A 24,593-nucleotide genomic window follows, 5' to 3' on the forward strand; every position below is an offset into this window, starting at 1 on the left:
ACCTGGGCCCACGGCCTGCCGGTGAAGATGCGCTTCCGCACCTCGCAGCTCTACGTCAGCGCCATCCCGCCCTTCGTGATCGGCGCCGCGGTCGGGGTGCTCGCCGCGATGATGGGCGTCGGCGGCGGCTTCATCATGGTGCCCGCCATGATCTACCTGATCGGGATGCCGACCAAGGTCGTCATCGGCACCTCGCTCTTCCAGTTCCTCTTCGTCACCGCCTTCACCACCATCCTGCAAGCGGTGCAGAACCACAGCGTCGACGTGGTGCTGACCGTCCTCCTCCTCGTCGGCGGCGTCGTCGGGGCGCAGGTCGGGGCGAGCCTCTCCAGCCGGCTGCGCGCCGAGCAACTCCGCATCCTGCTCGCCGTCCTCGTCATCCTCGTCGGCTTCCGGCTCCTGCTCGACCTCGTGCTGCGGCCCGACGAGCTCTTTTCGATCAGCGTGCGGCGGTGATCCGCGCCGCCGCCCTCGCGATCGCCTGCGCCCTCGCCGCCCCCGTCGCGGCGCAGACGGTCGTCACCGGCATCTCCACCGAGAACATCGCGCTCACCGCCGATTTCACCGGCTCCGACGTGCTGGTGTTCGGCGCCATCCGCCGCGACGCGCCGATCCCGGTCGGCGAGGATCCGATCGACATCGTCATCACGCTCCAGGGCCCGCCGCTCAGCATCGTCGTGCGGCGCAAGGAGCGCCGCTTCGGCATCTGGCTCAACGCCGAGGAAGTCCGGGTCCGCCGCGTCCCCTCCTACTACGCCGTGGCGACGACCCGCCCGATCGACGAGATCCTCACCGAGACGGAGCGCCTGCGCTGGCAGATCGGCCTCGACCAGGCCACGCGCCGCGTCGCGGCCCACCCGACGCTGGCCGACACGACGGAGTTCACCGAGGCCGCGGTGCGGCTCAGGCTCGCCGACGGTCTCTTCGTCGACGCGGAGGGCGGCGTGAAGCTGGCCGAGGAGACGCTGTTCCAGGCCCGCTTCCACCTGCCGACCAACCTCGTCGAGGGGGAGTATGCGACGGAGTATTTCCTCGTGCGCGACAGGGAGATCATCTCGAACGGCGCGACCGCGATCACCGTCGAGAAGGCCGGGGTGGAACGCTGGCTCTACAACCTCGCGCAGAACCGCCCGCTCGCCTACGGCCTGCTGTCCGTCGCCGTCGCACTGGCCGCCGGCTGGCTCGCCGCCGCCGCCTTCCGCCTTGCCCGCCGTTGACCGGACGACCGGCCGCCCCCGCCGTGGACCCGGGCGACGCGTCGGCGTAACCTGCCGCCGCACCTGCCCGCGAGGTTTCCCGTGCCCCCTGCCGAGCCGGACCTCCAGGCCCTCGTGGCCCGGATCCACGACGAACTCGCGCCCCGCTTCGGCGCCGGCAAGGTCGCCGACTACATCCCGCCGCTCGCGCACGTCGACCCGCGCAAGTTCGCCATCGCCGTCGTCACCCCCGAGGGCGAGACCTTCGCCGCCGGCGACGCCGACGAGCCCTTCTCGATCCAGTCCGTCTCCAAGGTCTTCACGCTCACCCTCGCCCTCGGCCGGCTCGGCGACCGGGTCTGGGACCGCGTCGGCCGCGAGCCCTCGGGCGACCCGTTCAACTCCATCGTCCAGCTCGAGCACGAGCAGGGCCGGCCGCGGAACCCGTTCATCAACGCCGGCGCCATCACCGTCGCCGACATGGTCCTCGCCGGCCACACCCCCCGCGAGGCGATCGGCGAGATCCTCCGCTTCGTCCGCTTCCTCGCCGACGACGAGGACATCGCGATCGACCAGGCCGTCGCCCGGGCCGAGCACGAGACCGGCGACCGCAACTTCGCGCTGGCCCACTTCATGCACGGCTTCGGCCGTCTCACGAACCCGGTCGCGCACGTCCTCGGCGTCTATTTCCACCACTGCGCCATCGCCATGACCGCCCGCCAGCTCGCCCGCGCCGGCCTGTTCCTCGCCGCCGGCGGCCGCGACCCGCTGACCGGCGCCCGCGTCGTCGCCCCGGCCCGCGCCCGACGTCTCAACGCGCTGATGCTGACCTGCGGCCACTACGACGGCTCAGGCGAGTTCGCCTTCAAGGTCGGCCTGCCCGGCAAGAGCGGCGTCGGCGGCGGCATCCTCGCCGTCGCGCCCGGCCGCGCCGCGATCGCCGTCTGGTCTCCCGGCCTCAACGCCGTCGGCAACTCGCTCCTCGGCTCCGAGGCCCTCGAACTCCTCGCCGCCCGCGCCGGCTGGTCGATCTTCGGCGGCTGAGCGGGCCGCCTTACGGGCCGCTGGCCCGAGCGCCGGCCGAGCGGGGGCTTCAGCCCCCCGAGGCCGGCGCTGCCCCCGGCGCGCCGACCCCGCCTTCGAGAATCACCCGCCGTCCGCCAGCTCCAGCCGCCCCTGCCCGCCCGGCCGCCGCAGATCCTCGACCCCGAGCGGCTCCGTCGGCCGAGCCAGCGCATAGCGCGTCACCCAGGCAAGCCGCTCCTCCGCCCGGGTGATCGCCACATAGGCGAGCCGCTTCCAGAGTGGCGCCCCCGCCTCCTCGCGCCCAGACTGCGCCGCCGCCCAGAGGTCGGGGGCGAAGACCTGCACCTGCCGCCACTGCGAGCCCTGCGCCTTGTGGATCGTCACCGCCGCGCCGTGCAGGAACACCGCCCCCATGTTCGCCGCCGTCGGGATGAACGGCTCCTCCGCCCCCGGGCTCTCGATCTGGATGATGCTCGCGACCCCGATCTGCGGCTCCTCCGCCCCCGGCAGCCACAGCCGCGCGAAGCCGTGCCGGCGGCCGGGCCCGAGATAGATCGCCTGCGTCCCCTTGATCAGCCCGCGCGCCTCGAGGTCGATGCGCTTGCGGCGATGCTTCAGCGGCAGCTCGATCCCGTCGCAGACCAGCGGCTCGCCGGGCAGGAGCGCGTCCACCGGCGCCCCGTGCGCCCGCCGGAACGCCTCGATCAGCCGAACCCGCGTCGCGTTGCGCCACACCAGCGCCGGCGCCCGCGCCATCGCCGTCGCGTCCACCCGCGGCGCGATCACCACCCGCGCGTCCCGCGCCGCGGTCTCGCGCACCATGCGCTCGAACCGCGCGAAATCGACCGCCGGATCGCCGAGCGCATTGGCGAGGTCGATGATCGGGTTGCCCGCGGCCTGGCGATGCACCCGCGCCAGCGTCAGCCGCCGCTCCTCGGGCAGGGTGTCGAACACCATCGCCCCGCCCCCGCCCACGGGGGCGAGCTGGGCCGGATCGCCGAACAGGACCAGCGTCCGGCACAGACCCTCCAGATCCTCGAACTGCCGCGCGTCGAGCATCGAGGCCTCGTCGACAAGCCCGATGTCGAGCGGCTCCTCGCGCCGCTTCCAGCCCTTGATGAAGTCCGAGCCGCGCAGCCCCGCCGCCGCCAGCGCGCCCGGGATCGAGAGATGGGTGCGATAGGACGCCTCGGCGCGGTCGAGCGCCGCGTCGGTCAGGCCCTCGACCTTCGGCCGCAGGCCCTTGCCGGTCAGCCACTCGGCGATCGCCTCGTAGTCGGGATGATAAAGGGGCGTGTAGAGCACCCGGTGCAGCGTCGTCGCCGGCACGCCGCGGTGGCGCAGCACGCTCGCGGCCTTGTTGGTGGGGGCGAGCACCGCGACGCTGCGCCTCGACCGGCCGCGCCGGCTCTCGTAGTCGCCCGAGACGGTCTCGAGCCCCGCCCCGATCAGCCGCGTCACCACTTCGGCGAGCAGCATGGTCTTGCCCGACCCGGCGCGGCCAAGCACCGCCAGCGCCTTCTGCGGCTCGCCCTCCGGCAGGATCGCGCCGGCCTCGATGTCGACCCCAGCGCCGCGCAGGGTGGCCGCGATCCGCGCGAAGGCCGCCGCCTGGTCGTCGGAGAATTCCAAGGAGAGCCGTGCCCCGCGCCGCCGCCGTCACCCCGGTTCTACCGGGCGCCGGCGGCCGGGGCCAGCCTCAGGCGGCCTCGGCGGCGAGCGCCGGGGCGGAAAACGAGGCGTCGAACCAGCGTTCGGCGAGCGCGGCCGGAATGCCCGAGCGCTGCGAGATCGTCCGGCGCGCCTCATCGGTGAAGGTCCAGATCCCGACCGAAATCCCGTCGCGACCCTCGCCGTCGGTGCCGATCACGTCCGGCGAGAAGCCGATGCGGCCATAGATGCGCGGCATCCGCGCGTCGAAGACGCCGAGGCACTGCTCGAGGCCGAAGCGCATCCCGAACTCGCAGCCCGCGAGCATCAGCGCCGCCGCGACGCCCGGCCCGGAATGCGGCGCGAGACAGAAGCGCGTCACCTCCCAGATCAACGGGCTCTCGATGCGCACGCCGTCGGTCAGGTGCAGGAAATGCTCCGCCGTCATGGTCCGCCCCAGCGTCGGCAGGCAGCGCATCGACCCACCGTGCCGGCCGTCCGGGCCTTCCCAGATGACATAGAGCGGATTGAGCGCGTCGTACTCGTCGGTCTCCTCGCCGGCTTCATTCACGGTGACGTCCCAGTTGAGCCGCTCCTTGAACTGCACGGCACGGTCCTGAAGCATCGTCTTCTTCAGATAGGGGAAGTTTTCGAGCTGGTCACCGTAGAGAAAGCGGATCATGTTCGGGTCCTTTAGAATTCGTTTGCACCGAATACACGAACCAACCCTAACAATTTCCGAGCGTGCGCCGCGATTCACCAAATCGCAACATGCGCGTACTGTGCAGCGCACGGCCGCGCAACGGCATGTCCTGCCGCGCGACGGGCAGCGGCTTCGCGTGCCGATTTCGCCAACGGTCGAAATTGGCGGGGATACCTGCGAGATCCGCGCTGCATCGACCGGATCGATCCAGCGGGGTTGGCGTCAGGTGTTGAACAGGAAGTGCAGCACGTCCCCGTCGGCGACCCGGTAGGTCTTGCCCTCCGAGCGCATCCGGCCCGCCTCCTTCGCCCCCTGCTCGCCCCCGAGCGTGACGAAGTCGTCGTAGGCGATGGTCTCGGCCCGGATGAAGCCCTTCTCGAAATCCCCGTGGATGACCCCCGCCGCCTGCGGCGCCGGGGTGCCGGCCGGGATCGTCCAGGCCCGCGCCTCCTTGGGGCCGACAGTGAAATAGGTCGAGAGCCCGAGCAGCCGGTAGCCCTCGTGGATCAGCCGGTCGAGCCCCGCCTCCTCCAGCCCCATCGCTTCGAGGAACTCCGCCCGCCCGGCGTCGTCGAGCTGGGCGATCTCCTCCTCGATCGCCGCCGAGATCACCACACACCCGGCGCCCTCGGCCCTGGCCTTCGCCTCCACCGCCGCGGAATGCCGGTTCCCCGTCGCCGCGGCCGCCTCCTCGACGTTGCAGACATAGAGCACCGGCTTGGAGGTCAGCAGTTGCAGCAGCCGCCACGTCCGCGCGTCCTCGGCCGCCACCTCGACCGTTCGCGCCGGCCTGCCGTCCGCCAGCGCCGCCCGCGCCGCCTCGAGCAGCCGCGCCTGGTCGGCCGCCTCCCTGTCGCCGCCCTTGAGCTTGCGCGCGAGCCCGGCGAGCCGCTTCTCGACGCTTTCGAGGTCGGCGAGCATCAGCTCGGTCTCGACGGTCTCGGCGTCCGCCACCGGATCGACGCGACCCTCGACATGGGTCACGTCGTCATCCTCGAAGCAGCGCAGCACATGGGCGATGGCGTCGCATTCGCGGATGTTGGCGAGGAACTGGTTGCCGAGCCCCTCGCCCTTCGACGCCCCCCGCACCAGCCCGGCGATGTCGACGAAGGTCATCCGGGTCGGAATGATGGCCTTGGACTTCGCGATCCCGGCCAGCCGGTCGAGGCGCGGGTCGGGCACGTTCACCTCGCCGACGTTCGGCTCGATGGTGCAGAAGGGAAAGTTCGCCGCCTGCGCCGCCGCCGTTCGCGTCAGCGCGTTGAACAGCGTCGACTTGCCGACGTTCGGCAGCCCGACGATCCCGGTCCGAAAGCCCATGACCCCTCCCGCTCCGGCGGATGTGCAGGGGGGCGTCTACGCAACCGGGCCGCCGCGCGCAAGCGCGGGGCGGCCCCGGTCGGCGTCCGGCCACGCATCGGAGGGTGAGGGGAGGCCCCGGAGGGCTACTGCATGGCGCGTCGGTCCGCGCCGACGCGGGCGACGCCGTAGTGCTGGGCCAGCCGCTCCAGCGCGATCTTCAGGACGACCTTGCCCGACCGGGCCGACCAGCCGAGACGCTTCTCGGCCGTCTCCAGCCCCTCGAGGAAGCAGCAGACCCGGAACACGACGTCGGAGAGGCCGGGGCCGAGCGCCTCCATGGCCTTGGCGACGCGAACGCGGGCGTCCTGCGGCCCCTCCGCCTGGCCACGCCCGGCCTGCAGCTGCCCGCGGCCGCCCGCGGTCAGGAAGCGGTCCCAGTTCTGGGCGACCCGCGGCCCCAGCTGCGCGAGCTCGAAATCCTCGCGCAGCCGCTCGCCGGCCTCGATCAGGTCGGCCTTCAGGTAGGGAACGCCGTCCTTGTCCCGCTTGCGGCCGAGGACGCTGAGCGGGCTCTCGGCGAGGTTGAAGCGCAGCCGCCGCTCGCCGGAACCGTCCTCGGCCATGACCTCGCGCTCGGCGAAGAAGCGGTGCTGCTCCTGAAAGGGCGACTGGAACGGCGTCGGTCCCTCGGCGAACCCGGCCGCCGCCTGCGGCCCCCGCTCCATGCGCTCCTCGGTCAGGAGCCGCTTCAGCGCGGCGCGACCGACCGCGGTGATGCCGTAGCAGGCGATCTTGCCGGCCTTCTCGCAGGCGATCCATTCCTGGAGCGCGAAGGCATGGGCGACGTCGCGATCGACGACGGCGATGCGGTTCTGCTTGCCCGGCACGACCTCGCGCAGCACCACCGCCTTCTCCATCGTCGGGGCGACGGCGAGAAAGGCCCCCTTCTCGCAGAGCCGGCGCAGGATTCGTCGCGCCTCCCGCTCGATCCGCGCCGCGGCCTGATCTTCCTGCTGGAGGCCGGAGCGAAGGGCCTGTGGGGACATGGGCGACAACTCCTCGTTCGTTGACGGATCGGCGGGAAGGACGTGGCTTCGCCCGAGGCGCTCGAGGGCCTCGTCGACGAGCGGGTCGTCCCGCCAGGCCTCGACCCGGCGCACCTGGCGCAGGATCGTGGACGCATGACAGCCTTTCGCCCGCGCCAGCGCCCTGATCGGGATCCCTGCGGACGTGTGGGCGAGATAGGTGGCCGCGACCTCCGGAAGCCAGGTCGGCATGGGTTCCTGCGAACGGCGCGAAGAGGGCGCGGACGCTGTGGGCGCGGCGGTCGCATGAGACAAGACGAAGTCCTCAGATTGACCAGTTTTTTCGCAAAACTCGTCCTATGGTTGATTCGTAAAAAGGGTCTTAACGATTCCTAATATTGTTATATTTCAATTTGTTAGTGGAAACCGCCCGGCGCGCGATACATCTTATGGTTGTGCAACACCCCACGGACCCGTGCCACACCCGGAGCGTCAAGAACACGCTTCACAGGGATGGACAGAATGACCGCAGCCGCTTCCGCTCTCGCCGAACTCCGCCGCCCGAAGATCCTGATCCGCGCCGCGCGCGCCGGGATCTCGGAGTATTGCCGGGAGCGCGACCTGAAGCGGCTCGTGCGTCACGCCAGCGCCTCGCGCGACGCCATGCAGCCGCTGCTGGCCGAAGAGCGCCGGCTCGAAACCACGCGCACCGCCGGCGGCGCGACCTACAACATCCAGCGCCATGTCGCCGTGCTGACCGCGATCCTCGCCGAGGCCCGCCTCACCCCCGCCTGCTGAGGCACCCCGGCGGCGGCGCGGGCGTCAGGCGAAGGCGTCGGGCTCGCTGGCCTTGCGCCGCGCGACGAAGTCGGCCAGCGCCTCGGCCGCGCCGCTGTCGAGCGCCGGCGCCTCGTACTCCGACAGCAGCCTGCGCATCCGGCGATTGGCCAGCGTCACGCTATCGGGACCGCCCGCCTCGGACCACGTCTCGAACGGGCGGTAGTCCAGCACCTCCGTGCGCCAGAACGCCGTCTTGAAGTTGGCCTGGGTATGGGCGCAGCCGAGATAGTGCCCGCCCGGCCCGACCTCGCGGATCGCATCGAGCGCCTGGCCGTTCCCGGAAAGATCGACCCCCTCGGCGAGCGAATGCAGGACGCCGAGCTGGTCGGCGTCCATCACGAACTTCTCCAGGCTCGTCACCAGCCCCCCTTCCAGCCAGCCGCAGGCGTGGAGCATGAAGTTGACGCCGCCGAGCAGCGCGGCCTGGAGCGTGTTGGCGCTCTCGTAGGCCGCCTGCGCGTCGGGCAGCTTCGAGCCGCAGAGGCCGCCGCCGGAGCGGAAGGGCAGGTTCAGGCGGCGGGCGAGTTGGCCCGCGCCCCAGAGGATCTTCGACGCCTCGGGCGTCCCGAAGGTCGGCGCCCCCGAATTCATGTCGATCGAGGTGACGAAGGCCCCGAAGATCACCGGGCAGCCGGGATTGATCAGCTGCGAATAGGCGACGCCCACCATCGCCTCGGCGAGAACCTGGGTCAGCGTGCCCGCGACCGAGACCGGGGCCATGGCGCCGCCGACGATGAACGGCGAGACGATCGTCGCCTGCCCGGCGCGGGCATAGACCTCGAGCGCGCCCATCATGGTGGCGTCGAACACCAGCGGCGAGTTGACGTTGATCAGGCTCGTCATGAAGCATTCCGGCCCGACCCGGTCCGCCCCGAACAGGATTCGGCACATCTCGACGGAATCGGCCGCCCGCTCGGGCGCCGTCACCGACCCCATGAACGGCTTGTCGCTGAGCGTCATGTGCGCCAGCAGCATGTCGAGATGCCGCTTGTTCACCGCCACGTCGGTCGGCTCGCACAGCGTGCCGCCCGAATGGTGCACCCATTTCGACATGTAGCCGAGTTTCACCAGGTCGCGGAAGTCCGCGATCGTGGCATAGCGGCGGCCGTTCTCCATGTCGCGCACGAAGGGCGGCCCGTAGACCGGCGCGAGAACGAGGTTCCTGCCGCCGATCTCGACGTTGCGCTCGGGATTGCGCGCCGCCTGGACGAAGGACGACGGCGCGGTCCGGCACAGGCTGCGCGCGAGGCCCTTCGGCAGGTGCACGCGGTCGCCGCGCACGTCGGCCCCGGCCGCCTTCCAGCGTTCCAGCGCCTCGGGATTGTCGGAGAAACGGACGCCGATCTCCTCCAGCACCAGATCGGCGTTGGCCTCGATCAGCGCCAGCCCCTCCTCGTCGAGGATCTCGAAGTTCGGGATCCGCCGCCGGATGAAGTGCGCCGCCTCGATGCGGTGCGCGGTGCGCTCGGCCCGGCGCGCCGCGCCGCCGCCGCCCCGCTGGCGCCTTCCGCCCGCAACGGCTTCGCTGACATCGTTCATGGCGTTCTCCTCCGGCCGCGCCTGCCTCCATCTAGCCGAGCCCGCGCCCGCCGCCTGCTCCTTTCCGCCGCCGGAAGCGCCGCCCGCGACATTTCCGGCCCGGCGCGAAGCGCCCGCCGGAGAACGGCGCACCGCGCCGCCGCGCGGACACTTGCACGGCGCCGCCATCCGTCCTACGCCCACGCCGCCGCCAGACCGGGGAAGCCCATGCACGACATCCGCCTGATCCGCGAGACGCCCGAGGCGTTCGACGCCGCGCTGCGCCGGCGGGGGCTCGCGCCCATGTCGGGCGAGATCCTCGCGCTCGACGCGCGGCGGCGGGAACTGATCCACGCCGCCGAGACCGCGCTCGCCGAGCGCAACGCCGCGAGCAAGGCGGTGGGCGCGGCCAAGTCCCGGGGCGACGAGGCGGAGTTCGCGCGGCTGCGCGGGCTCGTCGCCGCGAAGAAGGACGAGATCGCCGAGGCCGAGGCCGAGGCCGCGCAGGCGGACGGCGCGCTCCGCGACCTGCTCATGGGGCTGCCGAACGCCCCCTGCGACGACGTGCCGGACGGCGCGGACGAGACGGCGAACGTCGAGCTGCGCCGCTGGGGCGCGCCGCGGCGCTTCGACTTCAGGCCGCGCGAGCACTTCGAGATCCCGGGCGCGGCGGCGGGGATGGACTTCGCCGCGGCGGCGAAGCTCTCCGGCAGCCGCTTCGTCGTGCTGAGGGGCGCGGCGATCCGGGTCCACCGGGCGCTGGCGCAGCTGATGCTCGACCTGCATGTCGAGAAGCACGGGCTGGCCGAGGTCTGGACGCCGGTCCTCGTGCGCGACGAGGCGATGTACGGCACCAACCAGTTGCCGAAGTTCGCCGAGGAAAGCTACCAGACCACCAACGGCTGGTGGCTGATCCCGACGTCGGAAGTGACGCTGACCAACCTCGTCGCCGGCGAGATCGTCGAGGACGCGAGGCTGCCGCTCCGGATGACCGCGCATTCCCAGTGCTTCCGCTCGGAGGCGGGATCGGCGGGCAAGGACACGTCCGGGATGCTGCGCCAGCACCAGTTCGAGAAGGTCGAGATGGTGTCGATCACCCGGCCGGAGGACAGCCGGGCCGAGCACGAACGGATGACCGCCTGCGCCGAGGCCGTGCTCCAGGCGCTGGAGCTTCCCTATCGCGTCGTCGTCCTCTGCACCGGCGACATGGGCTTCGGCGCGCGGCGGACCCACGACCTCGAAGTCTGGCTTCCGGGGCAGGACACCTATCGCGAGATCAGTTCCTGCTCGGACTGCGGCGACTTCCAGGCGCGGCGGATGAACGCGCGGTTCCGCCGGGCCGAGGGCGAGAAGCCGGAATTCGTCCATACCCTCAACGGCTCGGGGCTCGCGGTCGGACGCACGCTGATCGCGGTCTTGGAGAACGGCCAGCAGGCGGACGGCTCGGTGACGCTGCCCGCGGCGCTCCATCCCTACCTGCGCGGCGCCACCCGCATCGACCCGGAGGGGCGGCTCGTCTAGGCTCTCCCGGCCGGGTGTCGGGGGAGAGCGGGCATGGCGGAGGGGTTTGCGACGGCGTTCGCGCGACACCGGCGCGAAGAGCACAGGATCGGGCGGCTTCAGGAGTTCCTCAAGCAGATCGTCTACGGCGGCAACGACGGGATCGTGACGACATTCTCGGTGGTGGCGGGCTTCGCCGGCGCCGGCGCGGAGGGCGCGGCGACGGTCGGCGGCATGGCGGTGCTGCTGTTCGGGCTCGCCAACCTCCTCGCCGACGGCACGTCGATGGGGCTCGGGGAGTTCCTGTCGAGCCGGTCGGAGCGTGACGTCTACGTCTCGGTCCGGGCGCGGGAGCTGGCCGAGATCCGGACCAACCCGGAATTCGAGCGGGCGGAGGTGGTGGAGCTGCTCGGGCGCCGCGGGCTCAACCCCGGCGATGCGCGGACCATCGCCGAGGTGATGGCGCGCAATCCCGAGTTCATGGCCGACTTCATGATGCAGTACGAGCTGGAATTGCCCGACCCGACCGGAGACGAGCCGGCGGCGCGGGGGCTCGCGACCTTTGTCTCGTTCCTGACCTTCGGCTCCATGCCGCTCTGGCCATATTTCGTGTTGCCGCCGCAGCAGGCCGCCTTCCGCCTGTCGCTCGGCATGACCTTCGCGGCCCTGGTCGCGCTCGGCCTCCTGCGCTGGCGGGCCACCACGCAGGGGCTCGCGCGTTGCGTGGGCGAGACCGTTCTGGTCGGCGGGGTCTGCGCGGTGGTCGCCTATCTGGTCGGGCTGGCGTTCCGGTGAGCACGCACTATGGTCTGGGGCGACAGGGGGAGGATCCGATGCGGCGACGGAGCTTCGTCGCGGCGCTGGTCGCGTCAGCGGCGGCGCCGCGGATCGCGCGGGCCCATCACGGCTGGCGCTGGACCGAAGGGGCGGAGTTCACGCTCGAAGGCGTGATCCGCGAGGTGCGGCTCGGCAACCCGCATGGAATCCTGACCGTCGAGGCGGCGGACAAGGCGATGTGGGTGGTCGAGCTCGGCCAGCCCTGGCGCCACGCCGAGGCCGGGCTGCCGGAGGCCGAGCTGATGCCCGGCGTCGCGATCACGCTCGAGGGCCACCGCTCGGCCGACCCGGACGAGCTGCGCATGAAGGCGGAGCGGGTGATCCTCGCGGGCGTGACCTACGATCTCTATCCCGACCGCAGCTGAGGCGGGGATCGCGCGGTGGAGCATCTCCTCGCCGCGATCGAGGGCTCGGCCTTCGCCGAGAGCCTGCGCTGGTCGCGCTGGACCTATCCCTTCGTCAACGCCCTCCACGTCGTCGGGCTGGCGGCGCTGTTCGGTTCGATCCTGCCGCTCGACCTGCGGATGCTCGGGCTGTTCCGGTCGGTTCCGCTCGCCGGGCTGACGCAGACGCTGCGGCCGGTCGCCGCGAGCGGGCTGGCGCTGGCGGTCGCGAGCGGCCTCGCGCTCTTCAGCGTGCGGGCGACCGAATACGCGGCGATGCCGCTCTTTCGCGCCAAGCTCGCGCTGGTGGCCTTCGGGGCGGCGAACGCGCTCCTGCTGACCGGGCCGCGCATCCACGCGGTGCGTCCCGGGCTGCTCCGGCTGGCGGGCGCGGCCTCGCTCCTGACCTGGCTCGCCGTGATCGTCGCCGGGCGCTGGCTCGGATACCTCGACTGAGCCCGCGCCGCCCCCGGCGCTTCAACTGGCCGAAACCGACCCATCATTCCCGACCGTTTTTCTATGCATATGCGTCGTGCATGGGTCGTGCATGGGTTGTGCATCGCCCAAATCCTTGCCGACGCTTGCAGAATCTCCCCTTCCCGCCCGGCGGACGAAACCCCGTTGCTCCCGCCTCCCCCTTCGCCGAAGATCGCCGCCCTGACCCCGGGAGGCGCCCTTGAGGAAATTCCTGATCATCCTCGACGACACGCCCGAGATGCTGAACGCCATGCGCTACGCCGCGATCCGGGCCTCCAAGACCGGCGGCGGGGTGGAGATGCTCGCCATCGTCGACCCCGAGGAGTTCCAGCACTTCCTCGGCGTCGCCGACGTCATGCGGGCCGAGGCGCGCGAGAAGATCGAGGCGCATTTCCAGATCTTCAAGGACCGGATGGAGAAGCGCGAGGGCGTTACCCCGACCCTCGCGGTGCGCGAGGGCGACCGGGTGGACGTGATCATCCAGCATGTGAAGTCCGACCCCGAGATCGGGGTGCTCGTCCTCGGCGCGGGAGTGGACAAGGCCGGCCCGGGGCCCGTCGTCAGCGCCCTGACCGGGAGGCGGATGGCCGAGCTCGGGGTGCCGATCACCATCGTGCCGGGCTCGATGACCAAGGAGCAGATCGCCGCCACGACCTGAACGCGGCCCGACCCTCCGCCTTGACAGGCGGCGCGGAGCGGGTAGAAGAGCGATCTGGTTTTCTGGTTCCGCCCGCGGGGCCGGTCGATGCGCGCGGCGAGCGCCGCGCCGAGAAGGACAAGACGATGGCGAAGCCCACCACGATCAAGATCCGGCTGAACTCGACGGCCGACACCGGGCACTTCTACGTGACGAAGAAGAACGCGCGGACGATGACCGAGAAGATGGTCGTCAAGAAGTACGACCCCGTCGCGCGCAAGCACGTCGAATACAAGGAAGGCAAGATCAAGTGACCGCCCGCCGGCCCGCGAGGCCGGCCGCGATCACCCGACGCCCGTGACGGCCCGGCGCTTCGCAGCGCCGGGCCGTCGGCGTTCGCGACCGGATGCTTCGGGCCGAATCGGCGCCACGCGCCGACCGGTCCCCGAGCGGATCATACCGGCGGGCTCATGAAACGACTCGCGGACCTTTTTGACCTTTGGCCCGTTTATCGTGCGTACTCAGGTGGTTACCCTATCTATCACGCGTGTTAGCCCGTGTTGCGCCGGGTGGCCTGGTAGTCTCGCCGGTATCACTGGTTCCAGTTGGGCGGGCGCTTGGCGAGGAAGGCGTCGATGCCCTCGGCGGTGTCCTCGCGCAGCATGTTCCGCGTCATCACCGCCCCGGCATAGGCGTAGGCGTCGCCGAGCCCCAGTTCGGCCTGCTCGTAGAAAGCGCGCTTGCCGATCGCGACCACCGGGCCGAGCTTGCCGGCGACAGCGCCGGCGAGGGCGCGGGTCGTCTCGGCGAGGGCCTCGGGCGCGGCCGTGCGGTTGACGAGGCCGAGTCGGCGGGCCTCCTCCGCTTCGACCAGTTCGCCGGTGGTCAGCAGCTCGAAGGCGGCCTTGCGACCGAGGTTGCGGGTCAGCGCCACCATCGGCGTCGAGCAGAACAGGCCGATGTTGACGCCATTTACCCCGAAGCGCGTCCCGTGCGCCGCGACCGCGAGATCGCAGGCGGCGACGAGCTGGCAGCCGGCGGCCACGGCTATGCCGTGGGTTTCGGCGATCACCGGCTGGGGGAGCCGCGGCAGCGTCATCATCATCGCGGCGCACTGGGCGAAGAGCGCCTCGAAGAAGGCGCGGCCGCCGTCCTCGGACTGGCGCGCCGCCGTCATCTCGCGCAGGTCGTGCCCGGCGCAGAAAGCGCGGCCGGCGCCACGCAGGATCACCACGCGGATGCTCCGGTCTTCGGCGAGCCGGTCGAGTTCGGCCTGCAACGCCGTCAGCATCCCCGTCGACAATGCGTTGAGGCGGGCGGGATCGTTGAGGGTCAGGGTCGCGACCGCATCCTCATCCTCACGCAGCACCAGGGTATCGGCCATGTCTGGTCCTCCTCTTGCGATCCGCCGCGTCCCGCGACAGGCTCCGCCCCAGATTGGCGCCGCGCGCCCGGACCGGATAGGCCAGATGCGGACGAAGATGTCCATTCCCGAACTGCACGCCTTCCTCGCGGAGGTGTTTCCGCAGATGGCCGGCCGGTTCGAGATCGTCGGGCTGGAGCCGTTCCGCGCCCGGGTGCGGATGACCGCGGGCGAGACCGATCTGCGGCCGGGCGGCACGGTGTCGGGGCCGGCGATGTTCGGGCTCGCCGACGTCGCGTTTTATATCGTCACGCTCGCCATGATCGGTCCCGAGCCGCTGACGGTGACGACGAACTGCTCGATCGACTTCCTGCGCAAGCCCGCGCCGGGCGCGCTCGTCGCCGAGGCCAGGCTGCTGAAGCTCGGGCGCAGCCTGTCGGTCGGCGACGTCCTGATCTTCTCCGAGGGCGTCGCCGAACCGGTGGCGCGGGCCGGCCTCACCTACGCGATCCCACCCGGGCGCGGGACCGCGGTCTAGGTCCGGCCGGGGCGCCATCCGGCGGCCGCCCGGCCGGCATGGCGGCCGGTGGCGAGGCAGGCGGTCAGGAGGTAACCGCCGGTCGGGGCGTCCCAGTCGAGCATCTCGCCCGCGGCGAAGACGCCCGGCCTGACGCGGAGCATCAGGCCGGCGTCGAGCCCGGCGAACGACAGACCGCCGGCAGTCGAGATCGCCTCGTCGATCGGCCGCGGCCCGTCGAGCGGCAGGGGCAAAGCCTTGACCGCGGCGGCCGTGGCAGCCGGATCGGCAAGCGCCGGGCCCGCGAGCTCGCGCAGGAGGGCGATCTTGACGGGCGACAGGCCGAGCGTGCGGCGCAAGTGGTTGGCGAGGCTGACGCGGCCGCGCGGGCGAGCGAGGCGCGCAGCGACCGCCGTCGCGTCGAGGTCCGGCGCGAGGTCGAGCACGAGCGCGGCGCCGGCCCGCAACTCCGGCCCCATCGCGTAGATGCCGCCGCCCTCGACCCCGCCGGCGGAGACGACGAACTCGCCGCGCGCGCTCCGGCCGCCGGCGGCGAGGCGGACCGGCTTGACCGCCGCGCCGAAGTGCCGCGCCATCGGCGCCGACCAGGCGCGGCGGAAGCCGACATTGGAGGGACGAAACGGCGCGAGCGGCGCGCCCTCGGCGGCGAGGATCGCCTGCCAGCCGCCATCGGAGCCCAGCCGGGCCCAGGAGCCGCCGCCGAGAGCAAGGACGGTCGCGCGGGGATGGAGACCGGTCTCGCCATCGGGGGTATCGAACGTGGCGGCCCCGTCCCGCCACCCCGTCCAGCGCCAGCGGGTGCGGATCGTGACGTTCAGCGCGGCAAGGCGGGCGGCCCAGGCGCGTAGCAGGGGCGAGGCCTTCATCGCCACGGGGAAGATCCGGCCGGAACTGCCGGTGAAGGTCGGGACGCCGAGGCCGTTCGCCCAGGCGACCACGTCGTCGGGACCGAACTCTGCGAGGATCGGCGCGAGGAGCTCGCCTCCCTCCGGATAGGCGGCGGCAAAGGCCGCAGGCGGCTCGTCCTTGGAGAGGTTCAGGCCGGACTTGCCGGCCATCAGCAGCTTGCGGCCGATCGAGGGCTTCGTCTCGGCGACGACCACCCGCCGGCCGGCCGTAGCCAGCGTCTCGGCCGCCATCAGCCCGGCGGGGCCGGCTCCGATCACCAGCGCGTCGCAAGCCTCGGGCGTCAATCGCCGCTCCGGTCATCCGGCGCGAGCAGGCCGGCGCAAGGATCGATCCGGCCGGCCGGCGCCGGCGTGAGAAACACCGCATCGAAGGCGCCCTCGCCCGGCGCCGGCGCGTCGTCGTCGAACTGGCCGAGGGTGACGACGCTCGCCCCCGGCTCGGCGAGCGCGATCATCGCCGGCGCGCCGCGGAGACGGTCGGCGTGGGCGGTCCCGGCGATCACCACCACCCGGGCGTCGCCGGTGATGATCCGCGCCCAGAGGGTCGCGTCGGCGATGACGGCGTCGCGAAAACGCTGCGCCTCCACCATTCCGGGCAACGCGTCCTCCGCGACGGCTTCGCAACGGGCGGCGCGCATCGTGGCCTCGCGCGCCGCCTGCTCCACCGGATCGAGGGGAACGTCGAGGCCGTAGATCGCGGCGTCCGGTCCGAAGGCTTCGGCGGCGCCCTGTTCTGCGGCCTCGCGCAACGCCTCGCGCGACGGCGCCGCGCCGAAGATTCGCGCATGCGGAGCGGCGTCCACGATGCTTGCCCAGGCCTCGGACTCCGGCCCGCCGCTCGCGGGCCATCCTGCCGCAACCCTCAGCGCCGCGTGGTCGCCGCCCGCCTCGCGCACGGCGTTCAGTTCCGCCTCGCGGTCCTGCGGGATCATCGCGAACACGATCGCGGCCGGCGCGAGGGCGCGCACGATCTCGGCCTGTCGACGGTGATGCTCGGGATTGTCGTACCTCTCGCCGAGGAAGACGATGTCGGCGCCCCGCGCCCGCTCCACGAAATCGGCGAGCGCCGCGTCGTCGGCGCCGGCCGCCGCGGCGCCCCACGACGCCGCGAGCAGCGCGAAGGCGATCTGCAACGCGGAGAATGCCATCCCTGCTCCTCGGGCGACGGAAGGGATGAACTATCGCACGGAGACGCGACCGGGTCACGCCACAGGCGCCGCCCGGCGCCGTCACGCACTCGCGAGGGCTTCGGCGGCGGATCCGGTGGTGCATTCGAGACGTCGGCGCAGCTTCAGCAGGGCCTGTGCTTCCAGCTGGCGGATGCGCTCCTTGGAAAGGCCGAGCTCCTGGCCGAGACTCTCCAGAGTCCGGGGCCCATCGCGGAGCTTGCGCTCGACGATGATCATCCGCTCGCGGGCGTTGAGCGCGCCCATCGCCTCGGCGAGCCATGCACGCGCCCGGAGGATATCCGCCCGGCGCGTGACGGTTTCGGCGGCCTGCGGGGCATCGTCTTCAAGCGCATCGAGCCACTCCCGCCCCTCCTCGCCGGACTGCAGCGCGTTGAGGGAGAAGTCGGCGCCGGCGAGCCGCGCGTCCATCATCTCGACGTCCCGGAGCGGAACACCGATCTCCTCGGCGATCATCTCCCGCAGGCGCCAGCCATCCAGCTTCTCGCCATTGGCCGACGCCTCGCGCTCGATTTGGGCGCGCACGCGGCCGAGGTTGAAGAACAGCGCCTTCTGTGATGATGTCGAGCCGGTGCGCACCAGCGACCAGTTGCGCATGACATAGTCCTGGATCGAGGCCTTGATCCACCACACCGCGTAGGTCGAGAACCGCACCCCGCGGTCGGGGTCGAACTTGTCAGCCGCCTTCATCAATCCCACGCCCGCTTCCTGCACGAGGTCGGGCATCGGCGCGCCGTAGCGGCGATAGCGGGCCGCCATCGAAATGGCCAGGCGCATGTAGGCGTTCGCCAAGCGATGGAGCGCATGCTCGTCGCCATGCTCGCGCCATGCGCGGGCCAGGTTCAGCTCCGTCTCGGCGTCGAGCATCTCCGCGCCCAGCGCGCGCCGCCTCAGATTTCGGAAACCGGCGTCGTCGAAAGCCATTCGGCGCCCTCCTCTGAACGAGGCCCGGGAGGGCCCCGGCAACTGCGGAGCCCGAAGCCTGGCGATCCGGGCCCCAGATCGACGCAGGAAGGTAACGCCGATCCCGTCGCTTCGTTCCGATGCGCCCGCAGTGACCGCCGCGGCGCGGTGGGGAGAGATTTCCGCCCGGCGCCGACGGCGTTAACCGGGCGCTAACGGCGACGGGCCAAGCCTCCGGCAACTCGAGCGAGGGGCGAATGGTCGCGCGCGCCTACACGGTGGCATTTCAGGGCGTCGAGGCCCGGCTCGTCGAGGTGCAGTGCGCCATTTCCGCCGGGCTGCCCGCCTTCAACCTCGTCGGCCTGCCGGACAAGGCGGTTACGGAAGCCAAGGAGCGCGTCCGCGCCGCGATGACGGCCATGGGGCTGGCGCTGCCGGCCAAGCGCATCACCGTGAACCTCTCGCCCGCCGACCTGCCGAAGGAAGGCTCGCATTTCGACCTGCCCATCGCGCTTGCCGTGCTTGCGGCGATGGAAGTGGCGCCGCGGGACGCGATCGAGCGGAACGTGGCGCTGGGGGAGTTGTCGCTCGACGGCTCGCTGGTCCCGGTGATCGGGGCGCTGCCCGCGGCCGTTGCGGCGGCGGAGGCCGATTGCGGGCTGATCTGCCCCGCGCCTTGCGGGCCGGAAGCGGCCTGGGTCGGCGCGGTGCAGGTGATTGCGCCGAAATCGCTCCTCGCGCTCGTCAACCACTTCACCGGGCGCGCGGCGCTCGCCCCGGCGCAGCCCGGCCTCGCCCCGCCCGGCGTCGCGCCACGCGATCTCGCCGACGTCAAGGGACAGGAAAAGGCCAAGCGCGCTCTGGAGATCGCCGCGGCGGGGCGGCACCACCTGCTGATGGTCGGGCCGCCCGGGTCGGGCAAGTCGATGCTGGCGGCACGGATGCCGGGGATCCTGCCGCCGCTGGAACCGGCGGAGGCGCTGGAAACCTCGATGATCCATTCGCTCGCCGGACTGCTGGCCGAAGGCGGCATATCGCGCGAGCGCCCGTTCCGGACACCGCACCACACCGCCTCGATGGCGGCGATCGTCGGCGGGGGCAAGGGCGCGAAGCCGGGGGAGATCAGCCTCGCCCACCACGGGGTGCTGTTCCTCGACGAGTTGCCCGAGTTCCCGCGGGCCGTGCTGGAGACGCTGCGCCAGCCGATCGAGACCGGCGACGTGGTGGTGGCCCGCGCCAACGCCCATGTGCGCTACCCCTGCCGCTTCATGCTGCTGGCGGCGGCCAACCCCTGCCGCTGCGGGCACCTCGCCGACGCCGCGCGGGCCTGCGCGCGGTCGCCCGATTGCGGGGCGGACTATCTCGGGCGCATCTCCGGGCCGCTGATGGACCGCTTCGACCTGCGGGTCGAGGCCCCGCAGGTCGCGGTCGAGGACCTCGCCGAGGCCGCCCCCGGCGAGCCGAGCGCGGCCGTCGCCGCCCGGGTGGCCCGCGCCCGCGAGACCCAGCGCACGCGCTATGCCGACATTCCGGGCGTCTCCGTCAATGCCGACGCCGAGGGTGACCTTCTGGACGCCGTGGCGGAGACCACGGAGGACGCCCGGAGGTTGCTCTCCGACGTTGCGCGCAAGTTCGGACTGTCGGCGCGCGGCTACCACCGGGTGATCCGGGTGGCGCGCACCATCGCTGACCTCGAGGATTCCGCCCCGGTCGAACGCCGCCACGTCGCCGAGGCGGTGGGCTACCGGCTCGCGTTCTGACCTCCGCCGGGCGGGCCGAGGCGCCGCGTCGAGGGAGCAAGAGCGGCGCCGTCTCGCCCGCGGCGCGCTGCACCGTCGCGCCAGCGGCGCCGTCTCCCCGTCCTTGGCTCAGCGGGTGAAGGCCGAGGTGAGGAAGGCGGCGGCGCGCCCGAGCGCCTTGTCGGCCTCGGGCAGGAAGCCGTGGTACATCTGCCAGACATGCGGCGTGCGGGCCCATTCGTCGTGGGTGACCGCGACGCCGTCGACCGCGAGGCGGGCCGCGAGCGCCCGCGCGTCGTCGCGCAGGACCTCGGCGCGGCTCGACTGGATAAACGCCGGCGGGCCGCCGGCGAAGCTGCCAAAGACCGGCGAGGCGCGCGGGTCGCGCGGATCGGCCGCGCCGAGATACTGATCGCGGATCTCGGCGAAGCGGCGCACCGGGATCAGCGCGTCCCGCCGCGCCAGGGCGCGCAGGGACGGCGCGGTCTGGGTCAGATCCACCCACGGGCTGAAGGCGACGACCGCGGCCGGTAGCGGACCGCCTTCGGAGAGCAGGCGATGGAGGAGCGCGAAGGCGAGACCGCCGCCGGCGCTGTCGCCGCCGAGCGCGATCCGGTTCGGCGCCGCGCCGGATGCGAGGAGCGCCGCCCAGGCCGCTGCGGCGTCCTCGAGCGCGGCGGGAAACGGGTGCTCCGGCGCGAGGCGGTAGTCTGGAAGCGCCGCGGCCGCGCCGGCGCCGCGCGCAAGCGTCGCGACCATTGCGACATGAGTGCGAGGCGAGCCGAGGCAATAGGCGCCGCCGTGCAGCCAGAACAGCACGCGTTCGCCCGCGATCGCGTCCACCCGCAGAGCAGGCGTCCGGCCGAGCGACGCTTCGCGGGGCAAGGCCCCGGCGGGGAGGGGAAAGATCGCGGCCTCGCGCTCCATGCGCGCGCGGGCGCGAGGAAAGTCGGTCTCGCGGGCAAGGTAGCGCTTCTCGCGCAGGCGGAGGATCAGGTCGACGGCGAGAAGCCGCAGGCTCATCCCCGGCGGCGGCGCTCGATCGCCTCCCAGATCAGCGCCGCGACGTTTGTCCCGTCGAAGCGCTCGAGTTCCTGGATGCCGGTGGGCGAGGTTACGTTGATCTCGGTCAGCCAGTCGCCGATCACGTCGATGCCGACGAAGATCTGGCCCTTCTCGCGCAGGAGCGGGCCGATGCGGGCGCAGATCTCGCGGTCGCGCTCGGTCAGGCCGACCTGCATCGGCGTGCCGCCCGCGTGCATGTTGGAACGGGTTTCCCCGTCGGCGGGCATGCGGTTGATGGCGCCGACCGGCTCGCCGTCGACAAGGATCACGCGCTTGTCGCCGGCGGAGACGGCGGGGAGGAACTTCTGCGCGATCAGCGGCTCGCGGTTGATCCCGGCGAAAACCTCCCAGAGCGCGGTGAAGTTGCGGTCGTTCGAGTCGAGGCGGAACACGCCCGCGCCGCCGTTGCCATAGAGCGGCTTCAGGATGATGTCGCCGTGACGCGCCTTGAACGCCTTGAGGGTGGCGAGATCGCGGGCGATCATGGTGGGCGGCGTCAGGTCGGGGAAACCCAGCACCAGAAGCTTCTCGGGGTAGTTCCGCACCCAGAACGGGTCGTTGACCACCAGCGTCCCCGGCGCGAGCATGTCGAGCAGATGCGTCGTGGTGATGTAGCCCATGTCGAAGGGCGGATCCTGGCGCAGCCAGACCACGTCGAAGCCGGCGAGATCGACCACGGTTTCCTCGCCGAGCGTATAGTGATCGCCCCTGACCCGGCGCACTTCGACCGGCCAGCCCCGCGCGGTCACGCGCCCCTCGTCGAGAGCGAGCCGGTCGGGGGTGTAATAGAAGAGGCGGTGCCCACGCGCCTGAGCCTCCTCCATCAGGCGGAAGGTCGAGTCGGCGGCGATGTTGATCGTGGCGATCGGGTCCATCTGGACGGCGACGTTCAGGCCCATGGGCGCGCTCCGCGGTTCTGGCGGCGGCAGTCATGGCCGACCCGCCCCGCAGGCGCAAGCGCGTCCGCGCAACGCACGAGGTGACGCGACGGAGATTCCGTGACAGGCTCGGTCGCGTTGCGACGTCGGAGAGACCCTTGACCCCCGAACCCGGAGGCGCGGCTCGCGGGATGAATCGGCCGCCCCCGCCGCGCGGCAGCTACCGCCGCGAAGGCCCGGGCCTCGAGTTCGATCGCGTGTCGTTCTTCTCCGACGCGGTCTATGCGATCGCGATGACGCTGCTCGTCGTCGAGCTCACGCCCCCCGATATCGTGACCTCCGATCCGCTGATCCTGATCGACGCGATCCTCGAGACCTGGACGCACATCTTCGGCTTCTTCCTCGGGTTCCTGCTTCTCGGGCGGTACTGGCTCGCGCACCACGATTTTTTCGCTACCCTGCGCAGCGTCGACCGCACGCTCATCTCCATCAACCTCGTCTACCTCGCATTCGTCGCCTTCATGCCCTATGCGGTCGCGATGATAAGCGAGCACGAGAGCAACCCCATAGCCTTCGCAATCTTCGCGATCTGCATGGCGATCATCAGCGGGCTCGAAGTGATCATGTACGCCATCGCGGTCCGGCGTGGTCACATGCGCCGGGAGCTGTCGCCCGAGGCGGTTCGCTTCGGCTATCTCGCCGCCGGCGTTCCGGTGCTGATCATGCTGCTCTCGGTGCCGCTCGCGGCCATCGGCACGACGCTCGCGCTCCTCTCCTGGCTGGTGCTGATCCCGCTCGGCGCGCTGATGCACCGCCGGGTGCCGGACGAATTTCGCCATCCCGGCTCGGACGAGGTGAATTGACGTCCTCGTCCGGACTGCTAGCTCATGGGCAAGCGATACGGACGGAGAAGCAGGACATGGCGACACGAACCAAGAGCGAAGATGCCGAGACCCCGGCCGGAACCGAAACGAGTGGAGGAGACGCGTTGTCCGAGGAACTCACGGCCCTGAAGGCCGAGGTGCGTGCGCTGGGCGACCGGCTGAAATCGACCGAGGTCGCCGCGGTGGAGCGGGCGAAGTCCCTCGCTGGCGACCTTGGCGCCGAACTGAAGCGGTACGAGGAGGACATCGCCGCCGAGGCCCGCGCCAACCCTTGGCGGAGTCTCGGCATCGCCGCACTCGCCGGGTTCGTGCTCGGCCTGATCCTGCGGCGCTGATGCTCTGGCAGGCGCTGCGCCTTCTGCAGGCGGCGGCGAGCCGGCGCCTGCACCTTTACGGCGACCATGCGCGCGCCCGCGCCAGCCATATCGCGCTGCTCGCGGCGTTCGGGCTGTCGACGCTCGTCTTTCTGCTCGTCCTCGTGACGGTGGCGCTGGCGCGACGCATCGGCACGCTCGAGGCGCTGGGCGTCATGGCCGGTCTCTCGGCGTTGGGGACGGTGATCGTGTTGCTTCTGATGCGTGCGGAAGCGCGTCGTCACGCCGAGTTGCTGGCGCGGCAGCAGGAACGCGACCAGCGGATGGTGCAGGCGGCGCTCCTCAGCGCCGCGCCGACCGCGATCCGGGGGGGCGGGGGCCTCCTGGCTGCGGCGGCCGGGCTCCTGACCGCCGTCACGCTGTTTCGGCGGCGTCGTCGTCGGGACGACCGCCGGGGCCATGCCGACGACGACGCGACGACGCGCCGGCCGCGCCGCCGCTGAGAGCCACGGCCTGCGATTCCCGGTGAGATGCGCAAAGCGCCGCGGGCCCGGGCGGAGCGAGGCAAGGGGCTGAAAATGCGTGGTTTTATCTGGCTGGAATGCGGCTGGAAGCCGGCTGGAATCAGCCTTGCCACTTTTTAGGGATTCGAGAAGGCTTCGATGCTGAGTCAGGGAGTCAGGAACCCGGGCCGTTGGTATGAGATCCGCCGTCACTTCGCGTCGGCTCTGGATCCTGCGGGCGCTCGGTTCCGGAAAGCCGCAGGAGCGTTCCGATGCGCGGGTAGGTTCCGGCGACGTAACGGGTCATCGTCTGCAACACCGGCCGGTTTCGCGAGACGTTGGGCCGCTCCTCCCGCAGCACGACGAAGAGGCCCGAGGCGATGATGATCGCGGCGCCGATGGCGGTGTTGCGGTCCGGCGTCTCGTGGAAGAAAACCGCGCCGTAAAGCGCGGCCCAGAGGATCTGGGAGTATTGCATCGGCGCGACGACGACGGCGCGTCCTCGGCGATAGGCGGCGATGAGGCACATGGCGCCGCAGAAGCCGAGCGCGGCGATCATCGCCATGCCGCCGAGATGCAGCGCCGGCATCGGCCGATAGACGAAGGGCAGGGCGCAGGCCATGACGAGGAAGTTCGCCATCATCGGATAGAGGAGCAGGACGGCGCTGCGCTCCTCGCCGCCGATCTTGCGGATGATCACGGCGGCGAAGGCCGAGAAGACCGCCGCCGCCAGCGCCGCGAGGTGGCCGGCCGTGAAGGCCGTGTCCCCCGGCTGGAGGACGACGATGACGCCGGCGAGGCCGGCGAGCACGGCGAGGCCGCGCCGCCAGCCCACGGTCTCGCCGAGCACCGGGATGGCGAGGATGGTGATGAGCAGCGGCGCCGCGAAGATGATCGCATAGGTCTGCGCCATGGGCAGCACCGAGAAGGCATAGAAGGCGCAGGTGGTGGTCACCATCGCCGAGGCGGTGCGCAGGCCTGTCCAGAGGGGCCGGCGCGGGCGCAGGTTCGCCTCCTCGCGGTCGCGCATCAGCATGACCGCGACGATCGGGAAGCCGAAGAGCGTGGAGAAGAACACGATCTGGAACGGCGAATACGCGCCGCCGAGGAACTTCACCACGACGTCGTGGGTCGAGTAGATCGCGAAGGAGGCGAGCGCATAGAGCGCGCCCCTGGCGTTGACGCTGCGGGGGGCCGCCGGGGCCCTCATCGCGTCG

General features: G+C 71.5%; 27 protein-coding genes. 15 read left to right on the forward strand and 12 right to left on the reverse strand.

Annotated elements, in window-relative coordinates; translation table 11 throughout:
• From KBA23_RS00740 to KBA23_RS00750, 3 genes are all read left to right on the forward strand, one after another.
• Nucleotides 1–456, forward strand: a 456-nt coding sequence (locus KBA23_RS00740) for a sulfite exporter TauE/SafE family protein (protein ID WP_290735460.1), incomplete at its 5' end; no start/stop codon positions are given.
• Nucleotides 453–1,217 (forward strand): TIGR02186 family protein, encoded by a 765-nt coding sequence (locus tag KBA23_RS00745; RefSeq protein ID WP_290735463.1) that lies wholly within the window; start codon nucleotides 453–455, stop codon nucleotides 1,215–1,217. The genes KBA23_RS00740 and KBA23_RS00745, both read left to right, overlap by 4 nt.
• Before the next feature lie 81 nt (nucleotides 1,218–1,298).
• Nucleotides 1,299–2,240 carry a glutaminase gene (locus KBA23_RS00750; protein WP_290735466.1) on the forward strand — a complete coding sequence of 314 codons (942 nt, stop codon included), beginning with the start codon at nucleotides 1,299–1,301 and terminating at the stop codon, nucleotides 2,238–2,240.
• A 102-nt stretch (nucleotides 2,241–2,342) separates the two neighbouring features.
• On the opposite strand, the gene KBA23_RS00755 is transcribed toward KBA23_RS00750, so the two are convergent.
• The 4 genes from KBA23_RS00755 to KBA23_RS00770 all read right to left on the reverse strand — a co-directional run bounded on the left by KBA23_RS00755 (nucleotide 2,343) and on the right by KBA23_RS00770 (nucleotide 7,154).
• On the reverse strand, nucleotides 2,343–3,854 hold the full coding sequence (locus KBA23_RS00755; RefSeq protein WP_290735469.1) for an AAA family ATPase: 1,512 nt from the start codon (nucleotides 3,852–3,854) through the stop codon (nucleotides 2,343–2,345).
• Nucleotides 3,855–3,921: 67 nt separating this feature from the next.
• Nucleotides 3,922–4,554, reverse strand: coding sequence for an acyl-homoserine-lactone synthase (locus tag KBA23_RS00760; RefSeq protein ID WP_290735472.1), 633 nt, complete (start codon nucleotides 4,552–4,554; stop codon nucleotides 3,922–3,924).
• A 243-nt stretch (nucleotides 4,555–4,797) separates the two neighbouring features.
• On the reverse strand, nucleotides 4,798–5,895 hold the full coding sequence (gene ychF / locus KBA23_RS00765; protein WP_290735475.1) for a redox-regulated ATPase YchF: 1,098 nt from the start codon (nucleotides 5,893–5,895) through the stop codon (nucleotides 4,798–4,800).
• A gap of 125 nt (nucleotides 5,896–6,020) precedes the next feature.
• Nucleotides 6,021–7,154 (reverse strand): DUF6456 domain-containing protein, encoded by a 1,134-nt coding sequence (locus KBA23_RS00770; protein ID WP_290735478.1) that lies wholly within the window; start codon nucleotides 7,152–7,154, stop codon nucleotides 6,021–6,023.
• 270 nt (nucleotides 7,155–7,424) lie between these two features.
• Here KBA23_RS00770 and KBA23_RS00775 point away from each other — a divergent pair, with 270 nt between their 5' ends.
• A complete protein-coding gene (locus KBA23_RS00775; RefSeq protein ID WP_290735481.1) occupies nucleotides 7,425–7,700 on the forward strand; it encodes a DUF6477 family protein in 276 nt (91 codons plus the stop codon).
• 24 nt (nucleotides 7,701–7,724) lie between these two features.
• On the opposite strand, the gene KBA23_RS00780 is transcribed toward KBA23_RS00775, so the two are convergent.
• On the reverse strand, nucleotides 7,725–9,281 hold the full coding sequence (locus KBA23_RS00780) for a trimethylamine methyltransferase family protein (RefSeq protein ID WP_290735485.1): 1,557 nt from the start codon (nucleotides 9,279–9,281) through the stop codon (nucleotides 7,725–7,727).
• A gap of 207 nt (nucleotides 9,282–9,488) precedes the next feature.
• Here KBA23_RS00780 and serS point away from each other — a divergent pair, with 207 nt between their 5' ends.
• From serS to rpmG, 6 genes are all read left to right on the forward strand, one after another.
• Nucleotides 9,489–10,781, forward strand: a complete 1,293-nt coding sequence (gene serS / locus KBA23_RS00785) for a serine--tRNA ligase (RefSeq protein WP_290735488.1) — start codon at nucleotides 9,489–9,491, stop codon at nucleotides 10,779–10,781.
• Between the two features lie 33 nt (nucleotides 10,782–10,814).
• Nucleotides 10,815–11,555 carry a VIT1/CCC1 transporter family protein gene (locus tag KBA23_RS00790; protein ID WP_290735491.1) on the forward strand — a complete coding sequence of 247 codons (741 nt, stop codon included), beginning with the start codon at nucleotides 10,815–10,817 and terminating at the stop codon, nucleotides 11,553–11,555.
• A 38-nt stretch (nucleotides 11,556–11,593) separates the two neighbouring features.
• Nucleotides 11,594–11,962 (forward strand): DUF6152 family protein, encoded by a 369-nt coding sequence (locus KBA23_RS00795; protein ID WP_290735494.1) that lies wholly within the window; start codon nucleotides 11,594–11,596, stop codon nucleotides 11,960–11,962.
• Between the two features lie 15 nt (nucleotides 11,963–11,977).
• On the forward strand, nucleotides 11,978–12,436 hold the full coding sequence (locus KBA23_RS00800; protein WP_290735497.1) for a DUF6644 family protein: 459 nt from the start codon (nucleotides 11,978–11,980) through the stop codon (nucleotides 12,434–12,436).
• Between the two features lie 220 nt (nucleotides 12,437–12,656).
• Nucleotides 12,657–13,115: a universal stress protein gene (locus KBA23_RS00805; protein ID WP_290735501.1), complete on the forward strand. Its 459-nt coding sequence runs from the start codon at nucleotides 12,657–12,659 to the stop codon at nucleotides 13,113–13,115.
• 125 nt (nucleotides 13,116–13,240) lie between these two features.
• Nucleotides 13,241–13,408, forward strand: coding sequence for a 50S ribosomal protein L33 (gene rpmG, locus KBA23_RS00810; RefSeq protein ID WP_009572866.1), 168 nt, complete (start codon nucleotides 13,241–13,243; stop codon nucleotides 13,406–13,408).
• 278 nt (nucleotides 13,409–13,686) lie between these two features.
• On the opposite strand, the gene KBA23_RS00815 is transcribed toward rpmG, so the two are convergent.
• The gene (locus KBA23_RS00815; protein WP_290735520.1) at nucleotides 13,687–14,478 is read right to left on the reverse strand and encodes an enoyl-CoA hydratase; all 792 of its coding nucleotides are present in this window, start codon (nucleotides 14,476–14,478) and stop codon (nucleotides 13,687–13,689) included.
• 85 nt (nucleotides 14,479–14,563) lie between these two features.
• Here KBA23_RS00815 and KBA23_RS00820 point away from each other — a divergent pair, with 85 nt between their 5' ends.
• On the forward strand, nucleotides 14,564–14,995 hold the full coding sequence (locus tag KBA23_RS00820; protein WP_290735523.1) for a PaaI family thioesterase: 432 nt from the start codon (nucleotides 14,564–14,566) through the stop codon (nucleotides 14,993–14,995).
• On the opposite strand, the gene KBA23_RS00825 is transcribed toward KBA23_RS00820, so the two are convergent.
• From KBA23_RS00825 to KBA23_RS00835, 3 genes are all read right to left on the reverse strand, one after another.
• Nucleotides 14,992–16,188, reverse strand: a complete 1,197-nt coding sequence (locus KBA23_RS00825) for a TIGR03862 family flavoprotein (RefSeq protein ID WP_290735525.1) — start codon at nucleotides 16,186–16,188, stop codon at nucleotides 14,992–14,994. The genes KBA23_RS00820 and KBA23_RS00825 overlap by 4 nt on opposite strands.
• Nucleotides 16,185–17,051 (reverse strand): ChaN family lipoprotein, encoded by an 867-nt coding sequence (locus tag KBA23_RS00830; protein ID WP_290735528.1) that lies wholly within the window; start codon nucleotides 17,049–17,051, stop codon nucleotides 16,185–16,187. The genes KBA23_RS00825 and KBA23_RS00830 overlap by 4 nt, the downstream gene beginning before the upstream one ends.
• Nucleotides 17,052–17,132: 81 nt before the next feature.
• On the reverse strand, nucleotides 17,133–18,014 hold the full coding sequence (locus tag KBA23_RS00835; protein WP_290735529.1) for an RNA polymerase factor sigma-32: 882 nt from the start codon (nucleotides 18,012–18,014) through the stop codon (nucleotides 17,133–17,135).
• A gap of 236 nt (nucleotides 18,015–18,250) precedes the next feature.
• Here KBA23_RS00835 and KBA23_RS00840 point away from each other — a divergent pair, with 236 nt between their 5' ends.
• On the forward strand, nucleotides 18,251–19,753 hold the full coding sequence (locus KBA23_RS00840; RefSeq protein WP_290735532.1) for a YifB family Mg chelatase-like AAA ATPase: 1,503 nt from the start codon (nucleotides 18,251–18,253) through the stop codon (nucleotides 19,751–19,753).
• 108 nt (nucleotides 19,754–19,861) lie between these two features.
• Here the strand turns inward: KBA23_RS00840 and KBA23_RS00845 are convergent, their stop codons facing one another.
• Both KBA23_RS00845 and gshB read right to left on the reverse strand, forming a co-directional pair.
• Nucleotides 19,862–20,755: an alpha/beta hydrolase fold domain-containing protein gene (locus tag KBA23_RS00845; RefSeq protein ID WP_290735535.1), complete on the reverse strand. Its 894-nt coding sequence runs from the start codon at nucleotides 20,753–20,755 to the stop codon at nucleotides 19,862–19,864.
• Nucleotides 20,752–21,696, reverse strand: coding sequence for a glutathione synthase (gene gshB / locus KBA23_RS00850; RefSeq protein WP_290735539.1), 945 nt, complete (start codon nucleotides 21,694–21,696; stop codon nucleotides 20,752–20,754). The genes KBA23_RS00845 and gshB overlap by 4 nt, the downstream gene beginning before the upstream one ends.
• 170 nt (nucleotides 21,697–21,866) lie before the next feature.
• On the opposite strand from gshB, the gene KBA23_RS00855 reads away from it, so the two are divergent.
• The 3 genes from KBA23_RS00855 to KBA23_RS00865 all read left to right on the forward strand — a co-directional run bounded on the left by KBA23_RS00855 (nucleotide 21,867) and on the right by KBA23_RS00865 (nucleotide 23,376).
• Nucleotides 21,867–22,538: a TMEM175 family protein gene (locus KBA23_RS00855; protein ID WP_290735544.1), complete on the forward strand. Its 672-nt coding sequence runs from the start codon at nucleotides 21,867–21,869 to the stop codon at nucleotides 22,536–22,538.
• A gap of 125 nt (nucleotides 22,539–22,663) precedes the next feature.
• Nucleotides 22,664–22,894: a hypothetical protein gene (locus tag KBA23_RS00860; protein WP_290735548.1), complete on the forward strand. Its 231-nt coding sequence runs from the start codon at nucleotides 22,664–22,666 to the stop codon at nucleotides 22,892–22,894.
• Nucleotides 22,894–23,376, forward strand: coding sequence for a hypothetical protein (locus tag KBA23_RS00865; protein WP_290735551.1), 483 nt, complete (start codon nucleotides 22,894–22,896; stop codon nucleotides 23,374–23,376). The genes KBA23_RS00860 and KBA23_RS00865 overlap by 1 nt, the downstream gene beginning before the upstream one ends.
• A gap of 175 nt (nucleotides 23,377–23,551) precedes the next feature.
• Here the strand turns inward: KBA23_RS00865 and KBA23_RS00870 are convergent, their stop codons facing one another.
• On the reverse strand, nucleotides 23,552–24,586 hold the full coding sequence (locus KBA23_RS00870; protein WP_290735554.1) for a DMT family transporter: 1,035 nt from the start codon (nucleotides 24,584–24,586) through the stop codon (nucleotides 23,552–23,554).
• Nucleotides 24,587–24,593 lie beyond the last annotated feature (7 nt).

Origin of the sequence: Amaricoccus sp. (assembly GCF_017995835.1) — a bacterium.
Classification (GTDB): domain Bacteria; phylum Pseudomonadota; class Alphaproteobacteria; order Rhodobacterales; family Rhodobacteraceae; genus Amaricoccus.